The sequence below is a fragment of the Streptomyces corallincola genome, assembly GCF_019104725.1.
Taxonomy (GTDB): domain Bacteria; phylum Actinomycetota; class Actinomycetes; order Streptomycetales; family Streptomycetaceae; genus Streptomyces; species Streptomyces corallincola.
Window position 1 is genome coordinate 1 of sequence record NZ_JAHRXF010000012.1, and the last position, 26,714, is coordinate 26,714.

Sequence of the window (26,714 nt, forward strand, 5' to 3'; positions counted from 1 at the left end):
TCGAGGTCGGGGCTGAGGCTGAGGTTTGGGATGGGGGCGATTTCACCTGGGGGGAGGGCAGGCCGTAAGCCGGGGGCCGTGCCGTCGCAACCTCGTGTTGGGGCGGTGGGGCGAGCCTCTCGAGATGTGACCGTACTCAGCGTGCCCGCTGCCCCCGATGGACGTGCCGCACGGGCGGGCCGACTCGTCCAACGGGTCAGATGCTCCCGGCCGGGCAGGGTGGCCGAACGGCTGCCGTGGCGGCGCCTGTTGTGCCTGCTCCCGCTGCTCCTGGTCGCGTTCGTGGCGGTGCGGCAGCGGTCGGTGCTGGCCGAGGGGGTCGGGCTGCTGCGTACGGCGTCCTGGCCGTGGCTGCTCGTGGCGGCCGGGGCGACCGGACTGACCTGGGTGGCCGCCGCCGTCACCCGGCAGGGCGCGGTGAGGGAACGACTGCCCCGAAGACGGCTGCTGGCGACACAGTTCGCCGCGTCCTCCGCGAACCATCTGCTGCCGACGGAGCTCGGCGCGGGGGCGGTCAATCTCCGGTTCATGGCCGTGTGCGGGGTCCCGGCGGTTCGGGGTTCGGCCGCGCTGGCGCTGTATCTGCTGGCCGAGTCGGTCGGCAGAGTCGCCCTGCTGGGCGTGCTGCTGCTGGTGTTCCCGGACGCGCTGCGCGTCGGGCCGCTGCTGCCGAGCGGGGCGGCGGGGCCGCTGCTGTGGACGGTCGCGGGCGTACTGGCGACGGCGGTCGCCGTCCCGGCACTGGTACGACGTCTGCGCGCGCCCCTGGTCCGCTTCGCCCGTGCGGCGCTGGGCGAGGCGCGCTCGGTGCACACCCGGCCCGCGCGTGCCCTCGGCCTGTGGGGCGGCTCGTTCGCCTTCCCCGCTCTCCAGGCGGTGGGTCTGATGGCGGTCGGCCACGCCCTGTCCCTGCCAGTACCGGCCACCCATGTCGCCCTGGCGTACCTCGCGGCGACGGTCGCGGTGGCCCTGGTGCCGATGCCGGGGGGTGTCGGCTCGGTGGAGGCGGCCCTGATCGTCGCCCTGGTCGCGGCGGGCGCCCCGGCGCCGGTGGCGACGGCGGTCGTCCTGGCCTACCGCCTGATCACGGTGTGGCTGCCGCTGATACCAGGAGCGGTGACGCTGGGGGTGCTGGTGCGGCTGAAGGTGATCTGAGGGGGGCGCCGCGTTCGGGATGGGCCACTCTGCATTCGCACGGCGGGGCACGATCGGACACGGCCCGCCGACCGGTCCCCCGCCCCCGTACGGCACAGTGGGCGCACCCCTTCCGGAAGGAGACCCCGTGTCGGTTCGTGTCGAGCGCGACGGCCAGGTGACCACCGTCGTCCTCTCCCGCCCCGAGGTGCGCAACGCAGTGGACGGCCCCACTGCGGAGGAGCTGGCCTCTGCTTTCAGGGAGTTCGAGGCGGACGAGAACGCGCGGGTGGCCGTGCTCTGGGGCGAGGGCGGGACCTTCTGCGCCGGGGCCGATCTGAAGTCGATGGGCGGGGAGCGCGGGAACCGGGTGGCCGTGGGCGGGGACGGTCCGATGGGGCCGACCCGGCTGCGGCTGACGAAGCCCGTGGTGGCGGCGGTCTCCGGGCACGCGGTGGCGGGCGGCCTGGAACTCGCCCTGTGGTGCGATCTGCGGGTGGCCGAGGAGGACGCCGTGTTCGGGGTGTTCTGCCGCCGCTGGGGCGTCCCGCTGATCGACGGCGGTACGGTACGGCTCCCCCGGCTGATCGGCGCGAGCCGCGCCGCCGACCTGATCCTCACCGGTCGGCCGGTCCCGGCCCGCGAGGCGTACGACATCGGCCTCGTCAACCGCCTCGTCCCCGCCGGGCGGGCCCGCGCCGAGGCGGAGGACCTCGCCGCGTCCCTCGCCCGCTTCCCGCAGGACTGCCTGCGCTCCGACCTCGCCTCCCTGCGGGAGCAGGCGGGCCAGGACGAGGAGACCGCGATGCGCACCGAACTCCGCTATGGCATGGCCGTGTTGGCCGAGGGCCTGGAGGGTGCCGCCCGCTTCGCCGGGGGTGCGGGACGGCACGGCTCCTTCACCGGCGAGTGACACGGGCGCGCACCGACCGGGCGGCCGGTGTCGGGGGCTCACCCTGCTGCACGGTGGGTTCGACGGCTCCCCGACACCACGGCGGGCGTCGGCCGGGAGGTCCTGGCGGCCCCAGCGACCCCGGCGACCCCGGCGACCCGGCGACCCCGGCGGCGGGCAGTCTCGTCACGGAGTGGGACCAGGCCCCGGCACGGGCGATCACCGTCGCTCCGCTGGCCCGGCGTCGCCGCCTGGCCCGACGACCGGCCACCAGGCACCCTCCGGCCGAGCGGGAGCACCGGGCAGCACCCTCACCCCGTACGGTCCGCCCCGCGACCGGCCGCTAGATTCCCTCGGCCGCCAGCCACTCCAGTACCGCCCCCGCAGCCGCCTCCCCCGCCCGGTGGGCCGCCGCTGCCCGCTCGCCGGGTCGTAGCAGCGCACCGGCCGCGAACACGGCGGGGTGGGAGGTGTCGGGGCCGGGGCCGAGCGCGACGGCACCCCGGCGGGCGAGTTCGTCGTCGGCGACGAAGTCACCGGTGAACACGACGGTGTCACAGGGCAGTACGGCTCCGCGCCCGTCCCGGTGCCGGATGCGTACCCCCGACAGCCGCTCGCGGCCCAGGAGTTCGGCCACCGATGCCCCGGTCAGCAGCGGAGTGCCCCGCCCCAGCCGGGCCCACTGGACGGTGGTCCGGGGCGCCCGCGCCCGGTCGGCCACCAGCGCGACCACTTCCGCTCCGACGGTCCGCAGCGCACCGACCGCCGCGTAGGAGACGCGTTCGGCGCCCACCACCACGGCCCGGGTCCCGATGGACTGCCCGAACAGATGTACCGCCTGCTGGAGTTCACCGGTCGTGTAGACCCCGGCGGGCCGGGTCCCCGGCACCAGCCGTGCGGAGCGCGGGCGTTCGCGTGAGCCGGTGGCGAGCACGACGGCACGCGCGGTGAGCGTCTCCAGTCCGCCGGGGCCGACCGTGGTCAGCGCGGGCGGCTCGGTGCGCGTGGCCCGCGCCCAGTCGAGCACCGTCACCCCGGTGCGTATCCGGACTCCCGCACCGAGCGCGCCCCGCGTGAGCCGCCTTGCGTATCCGGGGCCGTCCAGCGGGCGCGTCCAGGTGCCGAAGCCGCCGTGCGCGCAGTGCCGGGGCACTCCCCCGGCCCGTGTCTCCCGCTCCAGCACCTCCACGCGCCCCACACCCGCGCGGGCCAGCCGGGTGGCCGCCGCGAGCCCGGCGGGACCGGCTCCGACGACCAGCACATCGACAGCCCGCTCCCGGACGCCCTCGACCCCGACCCCGCCCACGACCCCACCCCGGGCACCGTCCGCCGATGCCGCTGCCTCGCCCGCGCCCCCGGAGACCTCCTCGCTCATGGTCGCCCCTCCTCGAACAACCGCCGTACGGCTGGACCGCAGTAGAACCCCTGGCACCGCCCCGACCGCGCACGCGTCCGGCGCCGCAGCCCCTCCAGGGAGCGCGGCGGGACCGTACTGGCGAGGGCGTCGCGGATCTCACCGCGTGACACGCGCTCGCAGTGGCAGACCAGGGTGCCGTACTCCGGGTCGGCGGCGAGGAGTTCGGGCCGCTGGTGCGGGCGCGGGAACGCCTCGCCGATCATGGGCATGCGGATCGGCTCAAGGTCCCGTACGGGCCCGGTGTCGAGTCCGCCCTCGGTGAGCAGTCCGACGACGTGCGCGGCGATGGCCAGGGAGGCGGTGAGACCCGTGGAGCGGATGGAGCCGACGGTGACGTACGCCTGCTCGGGGTGGCCGGTGATGCGGTAGTCGTCGTGCTCGGTGGCGGCCCGCAGTCCGGCGTAGACGGCGGTGACCTCCTCGTCCAGCAGGGCGGGCAGGACGCGGGCGCCCTTCTCCCGGAGCGTGGCGAGTCCGTCGGCGGTGGACTCGGTGGCGGCCCTGTCGGGCAGGTCCTCGGCGGTGGGGCCGAGCAGGACGTTGCCGTAGACGGTGGGCGCGACGAGGACGCCCTTGCCGAGCGCGGTCGGGACGGGCAGCAGGATGTGCCGGACCAGGCGGCGGGCGAGCTTGTCGTGCACGACGAGCTGGCCACGGCGCGGGGTGACGGTGAAGTCGTCGTGACCGAGCCGCCGGTCGAGGGTGTCGGCGTGCAGTCCGGCCGCGTTGACGAGATGCCGGGCACGCACCATGCCTCTGGAGGTGCCGAGTTGGTGGACACCGTCGTACGACGCCTGTTCCACAAGGGTGTTGAGGTGCAGGTCCGCACCGGCCCGCACCGCCTGGGTGGCGTAGGCGAGGGTGGTGGTCCAGGGGCAGACGATGCTCTCACCAGGCACGTGCAGCGCGCCGAGGGCGCCGGGGCCGAGGTGGGGCTCGCGGGCGTACACCTCTTCGGCGCCGAGGAGTTGGGCATCGACGTACTCGTTCCGTACGGCCTTGGCCGCCAACTCGGTCAGCGCGGCGAGCTGTTCGGCGTCCCAGGCGACGAGGAGGGCGCCGACCGGTTCGACGGGGATGCCGCACGCGGCGGCGTACTCGGCCAGCAGCCGGGAGCCCTCACGGACCAGCCGGGCCTCCAGCGAGCCGGGGACGGCGTCGAAACCGGTGTGCAGGATCGCGGTGTTGGCCTTGGAGGTGCCCTGGCCCACGTCGTCCCGCGCCTCGATCAGGGCGACGCCCAGGGACGGGTGCCGGGCGAGTTCGCGGGCGACGGCGGAGCCGACGACCCCGGCGCCGACGACGGCCACGTCGTACGTCCGGCCGGGCAGAGGTCCTTCGGCGGTGACCGCGCCGGGCCCGGCCGCCGTGGGCGCGGGCGTCATGAGCCGGACCGCTCCGACTCCGAACCGGACCGCCCCGAAGCCGGACCGGATTTCCCCGCACCCGAACCCGACCCCGACCCCAATGTCCCCGCACCGGCCGCACCCGATGCACCGGCCGCACCCGACGCACCCGGTACCCCCGACGCGAGCAGCACGGCGACCGCCTCCCGGAACACGCCCAGCCGCTCGGCAGCCTGGTCGGCGGAGACGCGGGGCTCGTAGACGGCGGCGGGCTTCCACTCGGGCAGCGCGTCCCGCACGGAGAGCGACGGGTCGGCGCCGAGGCGGGCGAGGGCGGCGGCGCCGAGCGCGGTGGCGTCGGGCAGGGCGGAGACCTCGACGGGGCGTTGCAGCAGATCGGCCTGGGTCTGCATGAGCAGCGCCGAGCGGGTGAGGCCGCCGTCCACGCGGAGGGTGTCCAGTGGGGTGCCGAGGTCGGCCGCCGCCGCGTCCGCCAGTCCGACCACCTGGGCGGCGAGACCCTCGCAGAGCGCGCGCACCAGATGGCCGGGGCCGGTGCCGAGGCCGAGTCCGGTGAGCGAGCCGCGCAGATCGCCGCGCCACCAGGGGGCGGCGAGTCCGGCGAGCGCCGGGACGAAGGTGACGCCCCCGCTGTCGGGGACCGAGGCGCCGACCGGGTCGAGATCGGCGGCGGAGGAGATGACACCGAGGTCGGTGAGCCAGCGCACGGCGGAGGCGGCGGTGTACACCTGCCCGTCCAGGCAGTACGCGGTCTCCCCGGCCAGCCGCCAGGCCACGCAGCTCACCAGCCCGGAGGTACCCCGCCGGGGCGCGTCCCCGGTGTGCGCGAGGAGGAACGCCCCAGTGCCGTAGGTGCACTTGGCGCCGCCGGGCGCGGTGATCCGCTGGGCGAGCAGCGCGGCCTGCTGGTCCACGACCAGTCCGGTGACCGGGATCTCCGGGCCGAACGCACTGGTGCTGCCCACCGGTTGGGCGTTCTCCACGATCCGGGGCAGCAGCTCGTCGGTGAGGCCGTACGCCTCCAGGGCGCGCGGGGACCACTGGACCCAGTCCAGGTCGAGGAGTTGGGTGCGGCCCGCGGTGGCCGCGTCGGTGACGTAGGCGCCGGTGAGGCGGTGGACCAGCCAGGAGTCGGAGGTGGTGACGACGCCCTCGCGGGTGAGGTGGCGGCGAATCCACGCCATCTTCGGCGCGGCGAAGTACGGGTCCACGGGCAGCCCGGTCAGCTCCCGCAAATCGGCTTCCCGGTCGGCGAGTTCGGCGCACACGGAGGCGGCGCGGCGGTCCTGCCAGACGAGGGCGTCGGTGAGCGGGCGGCCGGTGCCGGGGTCCCAGGCGAGCACGGTCTCGCCCTGGTTGGCGAGGCCGAGGGCGACGACGTCCTCGCCCGCCTCCGCGAGCGCGGCCCGTCCGGCGGCGAGCACCGAGCCGTACAGCTCCTCGGGGTCCGCCTCGACCCGCCCGCCGGGCAGGTTGCGGGGCCGTACGGCGGCGAAGCCGCTGCCGAGGACGCCGCGTTCGGGGCACACCACCAGCGCCTTGGTGCCGGAGGTGCCCTGGTCCACGGCGAGCACCGGCCCCGTGATCGCACCCTCGCCCACGCGCACGCTGTCGCACCCTCCGGATTCCAGCCACGCCGATGATCGGTCCGCACAGCCTGCCGTCGCGCCGCACCCCGCGTCAAGGACGGTTTGTGCGAGATCAACTGCTATGCCGGGTCCGTCAGTTGGCGGCGGTGGCTCGGCGCAAACCAGCCCCCTATAGTGACCGCCGTCCGAGAGCCGACCTCGACCACATCCCAAGGGAGGGCTGTTGCCACTCCATCCCGCCGTGCCGCCCGTCCGCCCGCGCCGCGTACCGCCCGTCCGCCGCCGCCCCGAGGCGCGCGGCTGATGGCCCGCGAAGGGGTCCGCCCCTCCTACGACCCGGCAGGTCACGACGGCGCGCTGCGCGGCGCGCTCCAGGAGCTGCGCACCGGCCGCTGGATGGCGATGCGCGCCCTGCTCGCGGAGACGACGGAATGGTGGCGGTGGACGCAGCGCACCCAGGTGCTGGCCGCCGCGGCGGCCGGAACCGACGTGGTGCGGGCCTGGCGCGCGGAGGAGCCCGGCAGCGTCGCCGCGGCGGTGATGCACGCGCGGGTCGGGGTGGAACGGGCACTGCGGGCGCGGCGCGAGGAGCACCGGCGTACGCACGAGCTGTGGATCGAGGCGTGGGACGCGGCGCAGTCGGCCACCGAGGCCGCGCCCGCCGACCCGGTGCCCTGGGTGTGCCTGCTGGCGCTGGCGCAGCTGGACACGGCGCAGAGCTGGCAGGAGCACCGGGTGGCGCCGCCCGAGCCGGTGCTGCCGCACGGGCCGTGGGGGCTGCTGGCCGAGGCGCGCACGCGTGATCCGCACAACCGCGAGGCGCACCACCGGATGCTGCAGTTCCTGTACGCGATCGGTCCGACGGACCGGCTGGCACAGGCATCGCACTACGCGCAGTGGGCGGCCGGTTCGGCGCCGGACGGTTCGGCGCTGCACGTGCTGCCGCTGTACGTCCGGGTGGAGCGCTACCGGCGGGCGACCGGGCACACGGCGGCGCTGGACCTGCACTGGGTGGCGGAGGACGCGACCCGTGAGGCGCTGCGGACGCTGGACGCCTGGTTCGACCGGGCGCCGGACGCCGAGCGGTCGCTGCTGGACCTGAACCATCTGGCCCACGCGCTGTGGGGCGCGCTCCAGTTCCCGGAGGCGGCGCGGGTGTTCGACGCGATCGGCCCCTATGTGACCCCGCCGCCGTGGATGTACCGCACGCCGGACCGGTCGCGTGCCGTGGAGGTGTTCCAGCGGGCCCGCGACCGCTGCCGGAGTGCCGCCCGGTCGCCCGGCGGCGGCCCGCCCGGCACCCGGACCTGACCCGGGCCGCCGCCCTGCGCGGCCGGGCCCGCACCGGCACCGGCACCCGCACCCGCACCCGCACCCGCACCCGCACCCGCACATGTCATGCACTCGTCCCCCCAAGAGCCACCCGACCGGAGGTCCCCGTCATGTCGCCCACACCGGAGAAGGCACCGCCCACGGAACACCACGACGAGGAGCAGCGGCTGCGTGAGCTGGGCTACCGCCCGGTGCTGGCCCGCCGGATGGGCGGGTTCGGGAACTTCGCCATCAGCTTCTCGGTGATCTCTATCCTGTCGGGCTGTATGACGCTGTACGGCTTCGGCCTGAACACCGGCGGCCCGGCCGTGATGCTGTGGGGCTGGGCGGGCGTCGGCCTGTTCGTGCTGTTCGTCGGCATGGCGCTGGCCGAGGTGACCAGCGCCTACCCGACCTCGGGCGCGCTGTACTACATGGCGGACCGGCTCGGCGGGCGCCGCTGGGGCTGGTACACCGGCTGGCTGAACCTGCTGGGCCTACTCGGCGCGATAGCCGGGATCGACTACGGCGCGGCCCTGTTCGCCGGGGCGTTCGCCAACCTCCAGTGGGGCTTCGAGCCCACGCCGGGCAAGACGATGCTGATCTTCCTGGTGATCCTGATGTTGCACGCGGTGCTGAACCTGTTCGGGGTGAGCCTGGTCAGCCTGCTCAACTCGATCAGCGTCTGGTGGCACCTGGCCGGTGTCGCGCTGATCGTCGCCGTGCTGGCGATCGTCCCGGACCACCACCAGTCGGCGTCGTTCGTGTTCACCCACTTCGCCAACAACACCGGCTGGTCGAGCCCGTTGTACGTGGCCGCGATCGGCCTGCTGCTCGCCCAGTACACGTTCTGCGGCTACGACGCCTCCGCCCACCTGTCGGAGGAGACCTCCAACGCGTCCGTCTCGGCCGCCAAGGGCATCGTGCGGGCGATCTGGGTGTCCTGGATCGCGGGCTTCGTGCTGCTGGCCGGTCTGACCTTCGCCATCCAGAACTACGACGCCACCCGCAACACCGCCACCGGCGTGCCCCCGGCGCAGATCCTGCTGGACGGTCTCGGCACCGACGGGGCGAGCGCGCTGCTGCTCGTCGTCATCGTCGCCCAGTTGTTCTGCGGCAACGCGGAGGTCGCGGCGGCCAGCCGGATGGTGTTCGCGTTCAGCCGGGACGGCGCGCTGCCCGGCTCGCACCTGTGGCGCAAGGTGAGCACCCGCACCCAGACGCCGGTCGCCGCCGTCTGGCTGTCGGTGATCGTCGCGGGCGTCCTCGCCCTGCCGTCGCTGTACTCGGCCACCGCGTACGGCGCGGTGACCGCGATCAACGTCATCGGCATCACTCCGGCCTACGCGATCCCGGTGCTGCTGCGGCTGCGCGCGGGCGACCGGTTCCAGCCGGGTCCGTGGAGCCTGGGCCGCTGGAGCAAGCCGGTCGGCTGGATCGCGGTGGTCTGGGTGGCCTTCGTGACCGTGCTGTTCTGCCTGCCGCAGTCCTCGCCGGTCAACGTGGAGACCATGAACTACGCGGTCGTCGCCCTGGTCGTCGTCCTGGTGCTGGCCAGCGTCTGGTGGTACGTCGCCCGCCGCTCGTACGGCACCCCGACCACCGCCGCCTACGGCAGCGACCAGGACCAGGCCGAACTGGCCGAGGGCATCGTCTGAGGGGCGTACGCGGAACACGTTCCGGTGCGAACTCCCGTACCGGATACGGCAGGATGAGCGATCGCGCCGACCACCGCCGAGGGGCGGGGGCGGCGCGATCGCCGTTTCCCGGACGCGAAACGCCACCGGGGTCCTTCCGCACAGCGAACAGGTGACAACGTGCCGAGACATCGCACCGGGCCGCACCCGGCCCGCCGCAGCCCCGGAGGTGTGCGGTGAACCGCGCGCTCACCCTGGACGATCTCGTCCTCGCCGGTGTCGCGCTGGGCGCCGGGCTGCTGCTGGGCTTCCTCGCCCGGGCCCTGCTGCGCTGGCTGGGCCGCCACGCCGAACGGACCCGCTGGAGCGGGGACGACGTGATCGTGGACGCGCTGCGCTCGGTGCTGCCGTGGGCGGCGGTCGCGGGCGGCGCGGCAGCGGCGGCGGCCGTGCTGCCGCTGACCCGGACCGTCCGGCACCACGTGGACCAGGCACTCCAGGTCGGCCTGATCCTGGTGGTGACCGTGTCGGCGGCACGGGTGATCGCGGGCCTGGTCCGCTCGGTCACCCAGTCCCGCTCGGGCGTCGCGGGCTCGGCGACGATCTTCGTCAACATCACACGGGTGCTGGTGCTGGCCATCGGCTTCCTGGTGGTGCTCCAGACCCTCGGCATCTCCATAGCGCCGCTGCTCACCGCCCTGGGCGTCGGCGGTCTCGCGGTCGCGCTGGCCCTCCAGGACACCCTGGCGAACCTGTTCGCGGGCATCCACATCCTCGCCTCCAAGACCGTGCAGCCGGGCGACTACATCCGGCTGAGCAGCGGCGAGGAGGGCTATGTCGTGGACATCAACTGGCGCCAGACCACGGTCCGCGAGCTGTCCAACAACCTCGTGGTCGTGCCCAACGGGCAGCTCGCCAAGTCGAACATGACCAACTTCACCCGCCCCGAGCAGAAGCTGACCATCCTGGTACAGGCGGGCGTCGGCTACGACAGCGACCTCGACCACGTCGAGCGGGTCACGCACGAGGTGATCGCGGAGACCATGACCGGTGTGGGCGGCGCGCTGCCCGACCACGAGCCCGCGATCCGCTTCCACACCTTCGGGGACTCCCGGATCGGCTTCACGGTGATCCTCGGTGTCGGGGAGTTCAGCGACCAGTACCGGATCAAGCACGAGTTCATCAAGCGCCTGCACCGCCGCTACCGCGCGGAGGGCATCCGCATCCCGGCCCCGGCCCGTACGGTCGCCCTCCAGCAGGGTGCGGTGCTGATCCCCCAGCAGCGGGGCGGCACGCAGGACGGCCGGACGGAGACCGCACCGGCCGACCCCTGTCGAGACCGCCCCGCACAGGAGATATCTTGATGTCGAGCAATGTTGCAGACGTGGAGCGGAGCACCCGGTGACTGACTCGACCATCATCTACACCTACACAGACGAGGCCCCGGCCCTGGCGACGCATTCGTTCCTGCCGGTGATCCAGGCGTACGCCTCGCAGGCCGGTGTGCCCGTCGAGACGCGCGACATCTCGCTGGCCGGACGCATCATCGCCGTCTTCCCGGAGTACCTGACCGAGGACCAGCGCATCCCGGACGCCCTGGCCGAGCTGGGCGAGCTGGCCAAGACCCCGGCCGCGAACATCGTCAAGCTGCCGAACATCTCGGCGTCCATCCCGCAGCTCAAGGCCGCCGTGGCCGAGCTGCAGGGCAAGGGCTACGCGCTGCCGGACTACCCGGACGACGCGAAGACCGACGAGGAGCGCGACATCCGCGCCCGGTACGACAAGATCAAGGGTTCCGCCGTGAACCCGGTCCTGCGCGAGGGCAACTCCGACCGCCGTGCCCCGGCCTCGGTGAAGAACTACGCCAAGACCCACCCGCACCGCATGGGCGCCTGGTCCGGCGAGTCGAAGACGAACGTGGCCACGATGGGCCAGAACGACTTCCGCTCGACCGAGAAGTCCGTGACGGTCGCCGAGGACGGCACCCTGCGCATCGAGCTGGTCGGCGACGACGGCTCCACCACCGTGCTGCGCGACTCCGTGCCCGTGCTCGCCGGTGAGGTCGTGGACGCCTCCGTGCTGCGCGTGGCCGCGCTGCGCGAGTTCCTGACCGCGCAGATCGCCCGCGCCAAGGAGGAGGGCGTCCTGTTCTCCGTGCACCTGAAGGCCACGATGATGAAGGTCTCCGACCCGATCATCTTCGGCCACGTGGTGCGCGCCTTCTTCCCGAAGACGTTCGCGCGGTACGCCGAGACCTTCGCCGCCGCCGGTCTCACCCCGAACGACGGTCTGGGCGGCGTCTTCAAGGGCCTGGAGACCCTGCCCGAGGGCGCCGCGATCAAGGCGTCCTTCGACGCCGAGCTGGCCGAGGGCCCGGCCCTGGCGATGGTGGACTCCGACAAGGGCATCACCAACCTGCACGTCCCCTCGGACGTCATCGTGGACGCCTCCATGCCCGCCATGATCCGCACCTCCGGCCACATGTGGGGCCCGGACGGCCAGGAGGCCGACACCCTCGCGGTCATCCCGGACTCCTCGTACGCCGGTGTCTACCAGGCCGTCGTCGAGAACTGCCGCGCCCACGGCGCCTTCGACCCGGCCACGATGGGCACCGTGCCCAACGTCGGCCTGATGGCGCAGAAGGCCGAGGAGTACGGCTCCCACGACAAGACCTTCGAGATCCCGGTCACCGGCACCGTCCGCGTCGTGGACGCCTCCGGCGAGGCCGTGCTGGAGCAGGCCGTCTCGGCGGGCGACATCTTCCGCGCCTGCCAGACCAAGGACGCCCCGATCCGCGACTGGGTCAAGCTGGCCGTCACCCGCGCCCGCGCCACCGGCGACCCGGCCGTGTTCTGGCTGGACGCCACCCGCGCCCACGACGCCAACCTGATCGCCAAGGTCGAGCGGTACCTGCCCGAGCACGACACCGAGGGCCTGGACATCCGCGTCCTGGCGCCGGTGGAGGCCGCGAAGCTCTCCGTGGAGCGCATCCGCCGGGGCGAGAACACCATCTCGGTCACCGGCAACGTGCTCCGCGACTACCTGACCGACCTGTTCCCGATCTTGGAGCTGGGCACCAGCGCCAAGATGCTGTCGGTCGTCCCGCTGATGGCGGGCGGCGGCCTCTTCGAGACCGGCGCGGGCGGCTCCGCCCCCAAGCACGTGCAGCAGCTCGTCCGCGAGAATTACCTGCGCTGGGACTCCCTCGGCGAGTTCTTCGCCCTGGTCCCGTCCCTGGAGCAGTACGCCGAGGCCACCGGCAACACCAAGGCCAAGGTGCTCGCCGACGCCCTCGACCGCGCCACGGCGACCTTCCTCAACGAGGACAAGTCCCCGACCCGTCGCGTCGGCGGCATCGACAACCGCGGCAGCCACTTCTACCTGTCCCTGTACTGGGCGCAGGAGCTGGCCGGTCAGACCGACGACGCCGACCTGGCCAAGGCGTTCGCCGCGTTCGCCGAGCAGCTCACGGCGGCCGAGTCCACGATCGTGGCCGAGCTGAACGCCGTACAGGGCTCCCCGGCCGAGATCGGCGGCTACTACCAGCCGGAGAAGGCCAAGGCGGACGCGGTCATGCGCCCGTCGGCCACCTGGAACGAGACCCTGGCGTCCCTCAGCTGACGCCGGCCACCCCGTCCCGACCTCCGCCCCCGCCCGGTTCCTCCGGCCGGGGGCGGAGTCGTACGGGGCGGGCGGCGGGCCGCCGGGAAGCAGCTGCCACTGGAGGCGGAGTTGACCGTACGAGGAGGCCGAGCACCGGCCCGGTCGCGTACCGGAGGAACCCGCGGCGCGGGGCGTATGACACCGTGTCCGCACCACCCGCCTCCCCCCACCGCCCCGGGAGCCTCCGTGACCGAGCCGCCGTCCTTCACGCTCCTCCCCGGCGCCCCAGAATCCCCCGTCCTCCTGCACGTCCCGCACTCCGCGCGCCGCGTCCCCACCGACGCCCGGGCGGGGATCGTGCTGGACGACGCCGCGCTGGACCGGGAACTGGACCACATCACCGACGCGCACACCGCCCTGCTCGCGGAGCGGGCGGCGGAACTGGCCCACGGTGTGCCCTGGCGGTTCGTGAACGAGGTGTCACGGCTGGTCGTGGACCCGGAACGGTTCCCGGACGACCGGGAGGAGATGGCGGCCGTGGGAATGGGGGCCGTCTACACCCGGACCACTCAGCAGGGCGTGCTGCGGGCCGACGGGTACGCCCCGGAACCCCTGCTGGCCAGGTACTTCCGGCCGTACGCGGCTGCCATGACGCAGGCCGTGGAGGAGCGGCTCGCGGCGGCCGGGCGGGCGGTGGTGATCGATGTGCACTCCTACCCGAGCGCCCCGCTGCCGTACGAACTGCACGGGTCCGGGCCGCGCCCGCCGGTGTGTCTCGGGACCGACCCGTTCCACACCCCGCCGGAGCTGCGGGACGCGGCACGCGCGGCGTTCGCGGAGTGCGGCGGTACCGGGCTGGACAGCCCGTTCGCGGGGACGTACGTCCCGCTGGCGCACTACGGCCGCGACCGGCGGGTGAGCGCGCTGATGGTGGAGATCCGCCGGGACACCTACATGACCGAGCCGGGCGGCCCGCCCGGACCGGGGCTGGACCGGCTCGCGGGGGCGCTGGCACGGCTCGTTGAGGCACTCCAGGGCCTGTGAGGACACCTCCGGCTGGAGCACTCCGACAGGACAGCGCCCGGCGTGCGTACGAGGGTTGGGGCATGACGGAGGAGACCATCACGCGCACCGCCCAGGACGCGCCGCCCGTACGGGAGTGGCCGACGCCGGACCTGGACGGCACCGACTTCGACCCGGTCCTCGCGTCGCTGATGCGCGAGGGCCCGCTGACCCGGATCACGCTGCCGTTCGGCGAGGGGTGGGCGTGGCTCGCCACCCGCCACGAGGACGTCAGGCTGGTCACCAACGACCCCCGGTTCAGCCGTACCGAGGTGACCCGCTGCCAGGTGACCCGGATGGCGCCGAACTTCGCGCCCCGGCCCGGCTCGCTGGCCTGGGCGGACCAGCCGGACCACAACCGGCTGCGCAAGGCGGTCGCCGGTGCCTTCACAGTGGGCGCGGCGAAGCGGCTGCGCCCGCGCGCCCAGGAGGTCCTGGACGATCTGGTGGACGCCGTGCTGCGCGAGGGTCCGCCCGCCGATCTGGTGGAACGCGTGCTGGAGCCGTTCCCGCTGACCGTGGTCAGCGAGGTGATGGGCGTGCCGCGCGCGGACCGGGACCGCGTGCACGACTGGACCCGGCAGATCATCTCCACGGCGGGCGGCCCGGAGGCGGCGGGCCGCGCCAAGCAGGGGCTGTACGGCTGGATCACCGAGACCGTACGGGCCCGGCAGGACGGCACCGGGGAGGACGTGTACTCCCTGCTCGGCGCGGCCGTCGCGCGCGGCGACATCGCGGAGGAGGAGGCGGTCGGCCTCGCCGGGCCGCTCCAGATCGGCGGTGAGGCCGTCACCCACAACTGCGGTCAGATGCTGTTCCTGATCCTCACCCGGCCCGAACTGCTGGAGCGGGTCCGCTCCCGCCCGGCGGAGCGCGGCCCGGTCCTCGACGAGCTGCTGCGGTACATCCCGCACCGCAGCACGGTCGGGCTGGCCCGGATCGCGCTGGAGGACGTGGAGCTGGGCGGGCAGCGGATCGCGGCGGGCGAGCCGGTGTACGTCTCCTATCTGGCCGCCAACCGCGATCCGGCCGTCTTCCCCGACCCGGACCGGATCGACCCGGACCGGGGGGACAACCCGCATCTGGCCTTCGGCCACGGCGCCCACTACTGCACGGGCGCGGTCCTCGCCCGGATGCAGACGGAGCTGCTGGTGGACACCCTGCTGGACCGGTTGCCGGGGCTGCGGCTCGCGGTCCCGGCGGAGGCCGTCGAGTGGCGGCACCGGACGATGATCCGGGGCCCGCGGACCCTCCCGGTCACCTGGGGGTAGCCGTCCGGCCGGGGCGGGCCGAGGAGTCGCCCCACCACCGCCCAACCGTACGAGTAGCATGACCCTTACACCCTTTTTGTCCGCTCCGCCGTCCCTCCCCCGAGGAGTACGCATGAGCAGCGAACCCGAGCCGATCAGTACGGCCGCGCAGCGGGCGATCGAGCAGGAGCTGGCCGAGGCGCGCGCGGAACGCGCGAAGGTGGCCGCGACACTCCGCGACGACGACGCCCTGACCGGTGACATGGCGGACGGCGCCGACGAGTTGCAGCGCGCCGGTGACGTGTCCCGACTCGACGCCAGGATCGAGGAGTTGACCACCCGGCTGCGACAGGCGGCCGACGCGGGACCGCCCGCCACCGACGAAGTGGGCGTCGGCAGCACCGTGACCGTCCGCTTCGGCGACGGCACCCGGGAGACGGTCCAGATCGGCGCCACGGCGGCCGTCCTGGACCAGACCCTGGTCACCCTGGTCACCGCCGACAGCCCCCTCGGCAGCGCCCTGCTCGGCCACCACGCGGGCGACTCGGTGAGTTACGACGCCCCCGAGGGCCGCGCCACGGTCTCGGTGGTGTCCCTGGGCGGCACGTAGGGGCGATCCCCGAGCCGCCCCCGAGAGATCCCGTCAGCGGTCAGCCCTGGCCGGGCGCGGGCGGCAGGTCGTCCAGGAAGGTCGCCGTCGGCACATGGAACAGACACCCCGTGACGGCGGTCGAGAAGTCGAGGATACGGTCGTGGGCGGCGTCGCCGTCCCCCAGGAACATGTTGCGCAGCATCTGCTCGGTGACGTCCGGTGTCCGCGCGTACCCGATGAAGTACGTTCCGAACTCCCCCTGCCCCAGGGTGCCGAACGGCATGTTCTCGCGGACGATCTTGCGCTCGTTGCCGTGCTCGTCCTCGATGGTGTTGAGGGCGACGTGCGAGTCGGCGGGCTTGATCTCGTCGGAGAGTTCGACGTTGGCCAGCTTGGTCCGCCCGATCACACCTTCCTGGCCCTCGACGGTGAGCGCGTTCCAGGCGGCCATGTCGTGCAGGTACTTCTGGACGATGACATAGCTGCCGCCCGCGAAGTCCGGGTCCTCGTCGCCGACGTACACGGATTCGGTGGCGAGCCGCCCGTCAGGGTTCTCGCTGCCGTCCACGAAGCCGAGCAGGTCGCGTTCGTCGAAGTACTTGAACGCCTGGACCTCGTCCACCACGGTGGCCGCGCCGCGCAGCCGGTCGGTGAACAGCCGGGCCAGCTCGAAGCAGAGGTCCATGTGCCGGGCCCGTACGTGGAACAGCAGGTCACCGGGGGTGGAGGGGGCGTGGTGCCGGTCGCCGCGCAGCTCGCGGAAGGGGTGCAGTTCCTTGGGGCGCGGGCCGACGAACAGCCGGTCCCACGCCTCCGCGCCGATGCCGACGACGCAGCTCAACTCCTCACCGGGCGCGCGGAAGGCGACCGAGCGGCACAGTCCGGCGGAGTCCTCCAGCAGATCGCGGACCGTCTCCTCGCCACCGGGGTCGATGGTGACCGTGAGGAACACGGCGGTGCGGGCGGGCTCGACGATCACGGGCTGGGAATCCACCACGGGCTGCGAATCGACCACGGCGCGGCCTCCTCCTGAGTGTGCGGCTGTCACCTCGGGCACGACTGTCGGGCGGCGCGGAGGCCGCCGTCGTTGCCCTCATCCTGCCGCCTTCCGTATGAATCCGCACATAAAAGGCGAAAGATTCCGGCCATGTTCGCGGGCGGTCCGTTCAACCGTCGCAGCGGCACGACGTCGTGTGCCGGAGCGCGGGCGCGTCGCCGGGGTCCGTCGATCCGGTCGGCCGGGCCGTCGGGGTATAAACCGACCATGCCGGGATTGCGCCGATTCACCCATCGTCCGCGCCGTGACGGCGACAGAGCACGCCACGCACCCGTGTCCGTCGCCGGTGTGTGGCGTGCCCTGTCGCCGCGCGGCGCGCTGGCCCTGCGCGCGGTGGACGGCGCGCTGCTGTTCGCCGTACGGGCCGCGCTGGCGATGGGCCTGATCGCCGTACCGCTCACGGCGACGGGCCGCCCCGATCTCGCGGTGTACGCCATGCTCGGCTCGTTCACCACCACGTTCGGCCGGAACATGCCCTACGGCCGCCGGGCGCGGGTGCTCGCGGTGGCGGCCCTGGCCATGACCGCGTGCGTGGGCGGGGGTTCGGCGCTGGCGGCCTGGGCCGGACCGGACCGCAGCGCGCCGGGCGTGGCCGTCGTGGTCGCCGCGACGGCACTGGTGGCGGGCGGCGCGAAGCTGGCGTGCGACGCGGCACGGCTGACCGGACTGGGCGCGGTGCTGCTGCTGTTCTCGTTCGCGGTGTCGGCCAACGCGCCGTCCCCCTGGAGCGAGGTGCCCTACCGCACGGCGCTCGCCGCGTCCGGCGCGGCCCTGGCCTGGCTGCTGGCCCTCTCGGGCCGACTGGTCCATCCCGAGCGCCCGCAGCGGCTCGCGGTCGCGTCGGCGCTGCGCAGGCTCGCGGAGCTGCTGGAGGCGGCGGAGGCGGGGCCGGTTCCGGCGCGCGTCCGGCACGGGGCGACGGTGGCGGTGCTCCGGGCGTACGCGTGTCTGGAGGAGCGCCCGCCGGACGCTCCGGGCACGCCCCGACCCGCGCGCGGGCAGGCGGTGTTCACCTGTCTGACCGACCTGTCCTGGACGCTGCTGGTCGGCACGGCGGGCGGGATTCCGGCGGCGTCGGGCACCGCGCGCTCGCTGCGGTGCCAGGCCGCCCTGCTCACGGCCCGGCACCGCCGCACCCCGGACGTCCTGCCGGAACTGCGGCGCGTGCCCGCCGCTCCGGCAGTCGCGCCCCGCGCCACGGAACTCCTGACCGGCCGCCGCCGCCGCGTCCGGGCGGACCGTCTCGCCGTGCTCGCCGTCCCCGCGCTGCGGATGGCGCTCGGTACGGCAGTGGCGGGCGGCATCGCGGCGGCGCTGAACCTGGAACACGGTTACTGGGCCTCGATCTCGGCCGCGGCCGTGCTGCACTCGGTCAACCTGCGGACGACGGCACAGCGCGCGGTCCAACGCGTCCTCGGCACCAGTGCCGGACTCCTGATCGCCCTCGGCGTCCTGGCGGCCGACCTGCGCCCGGTGGTACTCGCGCTGGTCATCGTCGCGCTGGAATTCCTGCTGGAGTACGTCGTCCCGCGCAACTACGGCCTGGGCGTGGTGTTCCTGACCCCGATGGCCCTCCTCATGAGCGATCTGGCGGCCCCCTCCCCCGCCGGTCAGCTGGTCGTGGACCGGGTACTCGGCAGCGTCGTCGGTATCGGTACGGGTCTGCTGTGCGCGCTCCTCGTGGTCCACGACCGGGCCGCCGTCCGCGTGGACCGGGCGCTGTCCGCCTGCCGGGCGGCGGTGTCGGAGGCCGAGCGGACCCTCTCCGGCGCGACCGGCGCACCCTCTTCCCTGGTTCAGGCCCGACTGGCCACCGCCGCCGTCGAACTCCGCGACGCGGACGACGCGGCGGCGGGCGAACTCTGGCCCGCGGGCATCGACCCCACGGAACTGGCGGCGACGGAGCAGCGGGCGTACGAACTGCTGGCCCGGCTGCACCACCGAACGTAGCCCCGGCACGCCCACCGTGTGCGGCGGTGTGTGTGCGGCGGTGTGTGTGGGCCGGTACCGGAACGGTTCCGGTACCGGCCCCGGTGGTCGGTCCGGTGCCGGACCGGTCACCTCACCGCAGCCGGACCGGCAGCGCCGTCACGCCGTTGATCGCCGGGGAGACCAGGAACTCCAGTTCCTGTGCGGGGACCGCGAGGTTCAGGTCCGGGTAGCGGGTGAAGAGTTCACGCAGGGCGACGGTGCCCTCCAGGCGGGCCAGCGGGGCGCCGACGCAGAGGTGCGGACCGGCGCCGAAGGCGAGGTGGCCCTTGTGACTGCGGGTGACGTCGTAGCGGGTGGGCCCCGACTGGAAACCGCCGTCACGGTCGGAGGCGGCCAGCAGCACGATGATGGGCTCGCCCTCGCGGATCGGGATGCCCAGGATCTCGGTGTCCTGGAGCGCGAACCTCATGTACAGATTGCGCTGCGGCCCGTCCCAGGAGAGCCCGGCTTCCAGCGCGGCCGACCACTCGTGGACGCCGTCGCGCACCAGGGCGAGCTGGTCGGGGTGGGTGAGCAGCGCGTGCACCGTGTTGGTGAGCGCGTTGAGGACCGTCTCGTGCCCGGCGATCAGCACGATCTGGAGGGTGTCGAGCAGTTCCTTCTCGGTGAGCCGGTCCGTGCCCTCCTCCCGGACGGCGGCGAGATCGCTAGTCAGGTCGTCGCCGGGAACCGCGCGCTTGGCCTCGACGAGCCGTGCCAGGTCGGCGATCAGCCCCTCGGCCGCCGCCTGGCGCTCCGTGTCCGGGCCCGCGAGGCTGAGCATCCCCGCGTAGTGGTCGCGCAGCGAGTTCTGCTGCTCGGCGTCGGAGATCCCGAACAGCTCGCAGATGATCCGCAGCGCCAGCGGGTGGGCGAACCGCTCCTTCAGGTCCACGACACCGTCCGGCGCCGCCTCGGCCAACACCGCTATCTCGTCGAGGAGTTCGCGCGTCAGCTGCTCGATGCGCGGGGTGAGCGCGGCCACCCGCCGGGCGGTGAACGCCGGGACCACCGCGCGCCGCAGCCGCCGGTGGTCGGCGCCGTCGGCAAACAGCATCGACTCCCCGACGACGAACGGCAGCAGCGGCCAGCCCGCCGGAATCTCACCGCGCCGGAGAGCGCCCCAGTGCGCGGAGTTCTTCGCCAGGTGCGGGTGGTGCTCCAGTACGATCCGGCTCGCCTCGTGGGTGGTGGTCGCCCACACCCGAACGTCGTCCTGGAGCGAGACGGGCACCAACGGGCCGTAGCGGCGCAGCAGTTGACCCTCGGCATGGGTGGGCAGCAGTGGATTGAGCGGCAGCATCGGCTCGTCCAGGGTGAGTCTGCTTCCTTCGGAAAGCACGCTCATGGGCGTTCATGCTCCCTCGGTCAGGAGATCGGCAACACTCAGTGGCGGGCGGCACCCGGATCGGCGCCGGTCAGGGGGCAGGACGGCCCGGCCGTCCGGTCGTACGCGAGGCGGACGCCTCCTCCTCGGGCAGCGACCGCACCTCATGGGGCATCCAGACCTCACGGCCCGTGCGCGCACATGGCGGCACGGTGCGGGTGGGTCGCGGGCGCTGCCGAAGCACGGAACCGCCGCTCGAACGGACGGTGTTGACGGTCTGCGGTGCGCCGGGAGGGCAGTACAACGGCCAAGAAGCACCACCCATCACGGTGTCCGGCGAACGAATGACTTCGCGGCTCGGGCGGACCGCCTCGATAAAGGGCGCCCGTGGTGTTCACGCGTGTACGGGTGATAAAAGTTCACATGTCTTTGAACGGGTTTGCTCGGAGTGGGGACGAGGCGCCCGCCCCGTCCCGACCGGGTACCCGAACGCCCGCCCGGACTCAGTCCTCGTCGGCGTCGTCGCGCCTGTCGCTCTCCCGCTCGGGGTGGACGACACCGTCCTCGTCCATGAACGGGTGCATCTTCTCCGGGGGATGGCTGTCCACGTCGGACGGCCGGGGGCCCTCCGGCCCGTCGAGGCCCCAGCGGACGAGGCGGCGGATACGGCAGATGCGGTAGAGGGTGCCCTGCACTTCGAGTTCGTTGGAGTTCTCGGCGCGGAGGCGGTCGGACGCCTGGGCCAGTTCGGCCAGCTCCGGGTCCACCCCGACCGGGTCCTCGGCGGCACGGCTGCGGGCGGTGGCTGCGGGGTCGGTCTCGATGGCGAGCAGCCCCTGCTGGCGGGGGATCAGCCAGGTCAGTACGAAGTCCAGTGCCTTGCGCGCCTCATGGGCGGTGGCCTGCAGTCGGGTGGCGGGCGACCAGGCGTCGCCGTCGCGCTCCAGGACCCGGAACGCGGGCGGGAGCAGCATGACATCGGGGTGGCTCCTCAACGCGTCACGGGCGTCGCGGAGCACGGGCTTGGGGAAACGCGAGCTGGTGTACGCCAGGCTGCGCAGGGCCAGCCGTTCCGCCGCCTGCGAGGGTGTGATCGGGGCGGCCGGATCGAGCAGCAGGCCCTCGTCCACACGGGCCACGTGCTTACGTTCCCAGCTCAGGACCGCCGGCTGGGGGTCCGTGGGGCGGGGCAGTTCGATACCGCCGGGGCCCATGCCAACGTACTCCTCGACCCGGACGATGCGGTACCGCTCGTCCAGGACGGTGATCTCGTCAACGCGCTCGGTCTCCAGCCGGGCGACCGCCGCCAGCAGGGCGCGCCGCTCCTCCTTGGACTCGGCCTCGTCCTTCGCCCGGAACCAGAACCGGGAATGGAGGCTGTCCCGCGCCTCCTGGGCGCAGCCGGACTCCAGCGAGATCATGACCCGCCAGCGGGGTTCCTCCCCCTCCTTCTGCACCGCCACGCCGAACAGCGGCCCGCGCACCACGACCGACCGCACCTCGGACGCCGCGTCACGCGCGTCGGCCTCCCGCACCGCCTCCACGGGCTCGTCCGGCACCCGCACCACGATCGGCGGCATCCGATCCGAAGTCACCTCGTCACGCCCCATGCCCTCACCCCGCCGATCGACACCAGCGGACAACTCCCCCACGCCGTACGGCACAACGACTCCGCACCCACGCGACAAGCGGTCCCTGCACTCTCTGTCCCAAAAGGTAGCCCAGAGTCACAGCACCCCGTGGGGAAAGCACATAGTTGACCACTCGTCCGTGGTGGCAGGACCTATGCGGGGCGGGCGGGCGCGCCTTCGGGCACCGGGAGCGGGGACGCAGGGGGCAGCTCGGCCACCCAGGACGATCCGTGGGTGACCATCCGGCACGTTCACTGTCGCACTAACCCAAACGCACCCAAACACCTCCTGACCCCCGAAGACTTCACAAAGGGAGCACCAAGAGACAAGCGCGAAGGAAGTTCCGTTTTGTTTCTTCTGGAGCATTCAAGCCTTCGCCGTTCACCGCACGTTTGTCGCCACGTTGGAAGATTTTCGCGAAAAAGTCCAATATGTGACTTCGCTTAACCGGATCGCGACCTGATCAACCTTGACTTGCCGCAGGGGCAGTTGGAATTGTCGGCGGCGGCGCTGACCACGCGTCCGACTTGAACTGACTTACTCCCACGCAAGGTTGTCGCTTCATGCCCGGCGCACTGCTCGCTCACGCTTCACCCACTCATGCGGCTCCGCCGGCACAGCTCAGTCTCACGCAACCGAGCGAGGCCGCGCCACTCGTTTTATGACCTCCCGAGGGTCCGCACTCCCTGCCCGAGGGCTCGCGACCCGGTGCCGGGTCAACCCGACCTCGATTCCCTTCGCTCACCGGACTTGCGGGCCGAATACGCCTACGCCCACATCATGAAAGACCGGCTAACAGTGCTGCGTTACATCGCCCGCAAGATAGTCGGCTGGTTCCTGATGATCGCCATCGCGACCAACCTCACGTATTTCCTCGCTAACGCGTTCCTCAAACCTGCGTCGAACTACACCGCGCTGCGACCACCTCGAACTCCAGCCCAGATCAACCGTTCGCTGGCGCTATACAATCTGAATCCGAACAAGCCGATCACAGATCGGTGGTGGCATTGGATATCCCAGATCGTGACTCACTTCGACTGGGGCCAGTCGCCGACCGGTGGCAGCGTCAACGACCAAGTCGCCTATCGGATTTTCGTCAGCGGCCAGCTGGTCCTGGGCTCGACGATCCTGTCCATCGTCATTGGAGTCGGGCTGGGCGTCTACACGGCGTCGCGCCAGTACAAGGCCTCCGACCGGGTGCTGCAGGGGTTCTCGGTGCTTTCCTTCAACACGCCCTCCGCTGTGGCCTCCCTGGGCGTTGTGTTCGCGGCCATCGCGCTGAACCAGGCTCTGGGCAGCACGCTGCTTCCCGTCGCCGGAGCGCAGAGCCCCGACGTCTCCGGTTTCTGGTCGGTCTTCGGGTCCAGAGCGACGCACGCGATCCTGCCGACGATCTCGCTCACGTTCATCTCCTACGCCGGATATCACCTGTTGCAGCGCTCCCTGCTGCTGGACCACATCAACTCCGACTACGTCCGTACGGCACGGGCCAAGGGGTTGACGCGGAAACAGGCCATCTACCGTCACGGGCTGCGGACTTCGATCATTCCCGTCGCCACTCAGGTCGCGTTCGCGATGCCGGCGCTCTTCACCGGCGCGGTGATCACCGAGACGGTCTTCGCCTGGCACGGAATGGGTGAGTACTTCACCAAGACGATCAGCACGAACGACGTGCACGGCGTCGTCGCCGTAGCGGCCTTCGGTGCCCTCATGACGGCCATCGGCGCGATTCTCGCCGACCTCGCGGTCGTGGCCCTCGACCCCAGGATCCGGGTGAGCTGACGTGGCCATCAACATGCCCGGCGTCGGTCCCGACGCCGAACAGACCCACCCCGACGAGTCCGTTGCGCGGGAAGCGGGAAAGACCGGTTCCGGTGGCAAGCGGCTCTCACCGTCCAAGCTCTACATGCGACGCTTCGCGCGCAACAAGCCGGCGCTCGGCGGTCTGATCCTTTTCGTCCTTCTCGTGCTCTTCTCGCTGTTCGGCCCCTACCTGACCCATTGGGACTACATGGAGGCGGACTTCACCGCGCTCTCCGTCCCGCCGGGTGTGGACGGCCACCTGCTGGGCACCAACGGCGCCGGGAACGACGTCTACGCCCAGCTCGTGCACGGCCTCGGCAGATCGCTGATCATCGCGGTGACGGTATCGCTGCTGACCACCGCCATAGCCGGACTGTTCGGCACCACCGCCGCCTACTTCGGCGGCAAGATCGAGCGGGCGATGCTCGGTTTCGTGCACTTCCTGCTCATCCTGCCCTCGTTCCTCATCATCGCCCTGGTCGGTACGCGCTTCCGCGGCGAATGGCAGGTCCTGGTCCTGGTCCTCACGCTCTTCGGCTGGATGCTCACGGCGCGCGTGATCTGGTCCCTGGCCACCTCCCTGCGGGAACGCGAGTACGTGCTGGCGGCCCGCTTCATGGGTGTCAGCGCGATGCGCACCATCGTCCGCCATCTGGTGCCCAACATCGGGTCCCTGCTCATCGTGACGTTCACCCTCGGTGTCGCCTCGACCGTGCAGGCCGAGACGGCGCTGTCCTTCATCGGTTTCGGCGTCAAGCAGCCCGACGTGTCACTGGGCTCGATGCTCGCCGACGGCCAGAACACCCTGTCCACCGCTCCCTGGCTGTTCTACCTGCCCGCAGCCCTGGTGGTGCTGCTCACCGTGGCGATGGCGCTGATCGGCGACGGTCTGCGGGACGCCCTCGACCCCACCTCGCAGTCTGGAGGACGCGCATGATCGAGCAGCGCGCCGTCACGACCCCGCTCGACACCCAGCAGCCCCTGCTGTCCGTACGTGACCTGAGAGTGGCCTTCCCCTCGGAGGCGGGCCGGGTGGAGGCCGTCCGCGGTGTCTCCTTCGACCTGCACCGCGGCAAAACCCTGGGCATCGTGGGCGAATCGGGTTCGGGCAAGTCCGTCACGTCGATGGCCGTCATGGGACTGCTGCCCGACTACGCCGCGATCACCGGCGAGATCACGCTCGGCGGGCGGAACCTCCTCGATCTCGACGACCGGCAGATGTCGAAGGTGCGCGGTCGGCAGATCGGCATGATCTTCCAGGACCCGCTGTCGTCGCTCACCCCGATCTTCACCATCGGGGACCAGATCGCCGAGGCCCTCCAGATCCACCAAGACATCTCGGCGGCGGCCGCCGCGAAACGGGCCGTCGAACTGCTGGATCTGGTCGGCATCCCCAATCCCGACCGCCGCGCCAAGGGGTTCCCGCACGAGTTCTCCGGCGGGATGCGCCAGCGGGCCGTCATCGCCATGTCGATAGCCAACGACCCCGACCTGATCATCGCCGACGAGCCGACGACCGCCCTGGACGTCACCGTGCAGGCGCAGATCCTCGACGTCCTCAAGACCGCCCAGCGCGAGACCGGGGCAGCGGTCATCATGATCACCCACGACCTCGGGGTGGTGGCCGGCTCCGCCGACGACGTCATGGTGATGTACGCCGGGAAACCGGTCGAACACGCCGGGGTGGACGAACTCTTCGCACGGCCGCGTATGCCGTACACGATCGGCCTGATGGGAGCGATCCCCCGCCTCGACGACCGCGCCAGGGACGCCCTGACCCCGGTTCCGGGGACTCCGCCGCTCCTGGTGGACCTTCCCGACGCCTGCCCGTTCGCGGCGCGTTGTCCCGTCGTGCAGGACGCCTGCCGGGAGACCGAACCCCCCTTGCTGGCCGTCACCGGGAGCGACGGAGACGGGCACTCGGCCGCGTGCCGACGTGCGGCGGAGATCGAGGACGGTGCCATCGGCGGCGAGCCGATCTACCCCGTCCCGGCCCTCAGGGAGAACCGGGTCGCGGCCGTCCCCCGTGAGGACCGGCCGAAGGTCCTGGAGCTCTCGGGTGTCACCAAGACCTTCCCGCTCACCAAGGGCGGCCTGCTCAAGCGCAAGGTGGGCACCGTCTTCGCCGTCAACGGCATCGACCTGGACATCCGCGAGGGCGAGACGCTCGGACTCGTCGGCGAGTCGGGGTGCGGCAAGACCACCACGCTCCTGGAGATCATGGGGCTCAAGCCGCCCGAGCAGGGCAGCATCGCCGTCTGCGGCCAGGACACGGCGGACCTGAAGCGGAAGCAGGACATCAGTTCCGTCCGCCGCAACATGCAGATGGTGTTCCAGGACCCGATGGGCGCACTGGACCCCCGCATGACGGTCTTCGACATCCTCGCGGAACCGCTCCGCGCGGTCGGAGAACGCAACAGCAAGGTGCTCGCGGGCAAGGTGGCGGAGCTGATGGAACTCGTGGGACTCGACCCCGAGCACCGCGACCGCTTCCCCGCGGCCTTCTCCGGCGGACAGCGGCAGCGCATCGGCATCGCCCGGGCCCTCGCCACGAGGCCGCAGCTGCTCGTGCTCGACGAGCCCGTCTCGGCACTCGACGTCTCGGTGCAGGCCGGTGTCATCAACCTGCTCAACGAGCTCAAGGCCGAGCTGGGCCTGTCCTACCTCTTCGTCGCTCACGACCTGTCGGTGGTGAGTCACATCTCCGACCGCGTGGCCGTGATGTACCTGGGCCGGATCGTCGAGGTCGGCACCACCGACGCCGTCTTCGACAACCCCAGGCACCCCTACACCAAGGCACTCCTCTCCGCGATCCCGCTGCCCGATCCGGTCGCGGAACGCACTCGGGAGCGGGTCCTGCTCAAGGGCGATCTGCCCAACCCGACCGATGACCGGCCCGGTTGCCGGTTCGTCACCAGGTGTCCGCTCCATCTGACCCTGTCGGAGCCGCAGAAGGAACGGTGCCGCGGGGTCACTCCGCAGCTCACGGAGCGGGAAGAGCGGGACCACCAGGACGCATGCCATTTCGCGGACACGCCCGTGTCCGTTGACCACTGAACCGAAAGGCCGTC

Annotated in this window: 18 protein-coding genes and 1 pseudogene; 13 read left to right on the forward strand and 6 right to left on the reverse strand. The window is 72.3% G+C overall.

Annotated features, from left to right (window positions below):
* The first annotated feature begins 219 nt into the window (after positions 1–219).
* Complete coding sequence (locus KUM39_RS10840) at positions 220–1,155, forward strand: lysylphosphatidylglycerol synthase transmembrane domain-containing protein (protein WP_308288102.1); 936 nt, start codon at positions 220–222, stop codon at positions 1,153–1,155.
* A 127-nt stretch (positions 1,156–1,282) separates the two neighbouring features.
* On the forward strand, positions 1,283–2,047 hold the full coding sequence (locus tag KUM39_RS10845; protein WP_217785276.1) for a crotonase/enoyl-CoA hydratase family protein: 765 nt from the start codon (positions 1,283–1,285) through the stop codon (positions 2,045–2,047).
* A 337-nt stretch (positions 2,048–2,384) separates the two neighbouring features.
* On the opposite strand, the pseudogene KUM39_RS10850 reads toward KUM39_RS10845, so the two are convergent.
* The 3 genes and pseudogenes from KUM39_RS10850 to KUM39_RS10860 all read right to left on the reverse strand — a co-directional run.
* Positions 2,385–3,332, reverse strand: a pseudogene (locus KUM39_RS10850) (FAD-dependent oxidoreductase); the annotation flags it as partial.
* A gap of 65 nt (positions 3,333–3,397) precedes the next feature.
* The gene (locus tag KUM39_RS10855; protein ID WP_217785278.1) at positions 3,398–4,828 is read right to left on the reverse strand and encodes an FAD-dependent oxidoreductase; all 1,431 of its coding nucleotides are present in this window, start codon (positions 4,826–4,828) and stop codon (positions 3,398–3,400) included.
* Positions 4,825–6,396 (reverse strand): FGGY family carbohydrate kinase, encoded by a 1,572-nt coding sequence (locus KUM39_RS10860; protein WP_217785390.1) that lies wholly within the window; start codon positions 6,394–6,396, stop codon positions 4,825–4,827. Before KUM39_RS10860 ends, KUM39_RS10855 begins: the two co-directional genes overlap by 4 nt.
* A gap of 306 nt (positions 6,397–6,702) precedes the next feature.
* On the opposite strand from KUM39_RS10860, the gene KUM39_RS10865 reads away from it, so the two are divergent.
* The 7 genes from KUM39_RS10865 (at position 6,703) to KUM39_RS10895 (ending at position 15,872) form a co-directional block, all read left to right on the forward strand.
* The gene (locus tag KUM39_RS10865) at positions 6,703–7,710 is read left to right on the forward strand and encodes a hypothetical protein (protein ID WP_217785279.1); all 1,008 of its coding nucleotides are present in this window, start codon (positions 6,703–6,705) and stop codon (positions 7,708–7,710) included.
* Positions 7,711–7,841: 131 nt separating this feature from the next.
* Positions 7,842–9,368, forward strand: coding sequence for an amino acid permease (locus KUM39_RS10870; protein ID WP_217785280.1), 1,527 nt, complete (start codon positions 7,842–7,844; stop codon positions 9,366–9,368).
* 215 nt (positions 9,369–9,583) lie between these two features.
* A complete protein-coding gene (locus KUM39_RS10875; RefSeq protein ID WP_217785281.1) occupies positions 9,584–10,711 on the forward strand; it encodes a mechanosensitive ion channel family protein in 1,128 nt (375 codons plus the stop codon).
* Between the two features lie 37 nt (positions 10,712–10,748).
* Positions 10,749–12,968, forward strand: a complete 2,220-nt coding sequence (locus KUM39_RS10880; RefSeq protein ID WP_217785282.1) for an NADP-dependent isocitrate dehydrogenase — start codon at positions 10,749–10,751, stop codon at positions 12,966–12,968.
* 177 nt (positions 12,969–13,145) lie between these two features.
* Positions 13,146–13,994: an N-formylglutamate amidohydrolase gene (locus KUM39_RS10885; protein ID WP_217785283.1), complete on the forward strand. Its 849-nt coding sequence runs from the start codon at positions 13,146–13,148 to the stop codon at positions 13,992–13,994.
* 62 nt (positions 13,995–14,056) lie between these two features.
* The gene (locus KUM39_RS10890; RefSeq protein WP_217785284.1) at positions 14,057–15,283 is read left to right on the forward strand and encodes a cytochrome P450; all 1,227 of its coding nucleotides are present in this window, start codon (positions 14,057–14,059) and stop codon (positions 15,281–15,283) included.
* Between the two features lie 112 nt (positions 15,284–15,395).
* Positions 15,396–15,872 (forward strand): GreA/GreB family elongation factor, encoded by a 477-nt coding sequence (locus tag KUM39_RS10895; protein WP_217785285.1) that lies wholly within the window; start codon positions 15,396–15,398, stop codon positions 15,870–15,872.
* Positions 15,873–15,912: 40 nt separating this feature from the next.
* Here KUM39_RS10895 and KUM39_RS10900 read toward each other — a convergent pair whose 3' ends face one another.
* Positions 15,913–16,851: a Dyp-type peroxidase gene (locus tag KUM39_RS10900; protein ID WP_217785391.1), complete on the reverse strand. Its 939-nt coding sequence runs from the start codon at positions 16,849–16,851 to the stop codon at positions 15,913–15,915.
* A 267-nt stretch (positions 16,852–17,118) separates the two neighbouring features.
* On the opposite strand from KUM39_RS10900, the gene KUM39_RS10905 reads away from it, so the two are divergent.
* A complete protein-coding gene (locus KUM39_RS10905) occupies positions 17,119–18,861 on the forward strand; it encodes an FUSC family protein (protein ID WP_217785286.1) in 1,743 nt (580 codons plus the stop codon).
* A gap of 112 nt (positions 18,862–18,973) precedes the next feature.
* Here the strand turns inward: KUM39_RS10905 and KUM39_RS10910 are convergent, their stop codons facing one another.
* A complete protein-coding gene (locus tag KUM39_RS10910; RefSeq protein WP_217785287.1) occupies positions 18,974–20,230 on the reverse strand; it encodes a cytochrome P450 family protein in 1,257 nt (418 codons plus the stop codon).
* A gap of 482 nt (positions 20,231–20,712) precedes the next feature.
* On the reverse strand, positions 20,713–21,789 hold the full coding sequence (locus tag KUM39_RS10915) for a DUF5954 family protein (protein ID WP_217785288.1): 1,077 nt from the start codon (positions 21,787–21,789) through the stop codon (positions 20,713–20,715).
* Positions 21,790–22,590: 801 nt separating this feature from the next.
* Between KUM39_RS10915 and KUM39_RS10920 the strand changes: the two genes are divergently transcribed.
* The 3 genes from KUM39_RS10920 to KUM39_RS10930 are packed head-to-tail and all read left to right on the forward strand — an operon-like array spanning position 22,591 to position 26,700.
* Entirely contained in the window at positions 22,591–23,622 is a 1,032-nt protein-coding gene (locus KUM39_RS10920) for an ABC transporter permease (protein WP_246619938.1), read from the forward strand.
* A 1-nt stretch (position 23,623) separates the two neighbouring features.
* Entirely contained in the window at positions 23,624–24,580 is a 957-nt protein-coding gene (locus tag KUM39_RS10925; protein WP_217785289.1) for an ABC transporter permease, read from the forward strand.
* Positions 24,577–26,700, forward strand: a complete 2,124-nt coding sequence (locus KUM39_RS10930) for an ABC transporter ATP-binding protein (RefSeq protein WP_217785290.1) — start codon at positions 24,577–24,579, stop codon at positions 26,698–26,700. Before KUM39_RS10925 ends, KUM39_RS10930 begins: the two co-directional genes overlap by 4 nt.
* The last annotated feature ends 14 nt before the right edge of the window (positions 26,701–26,714 follow it).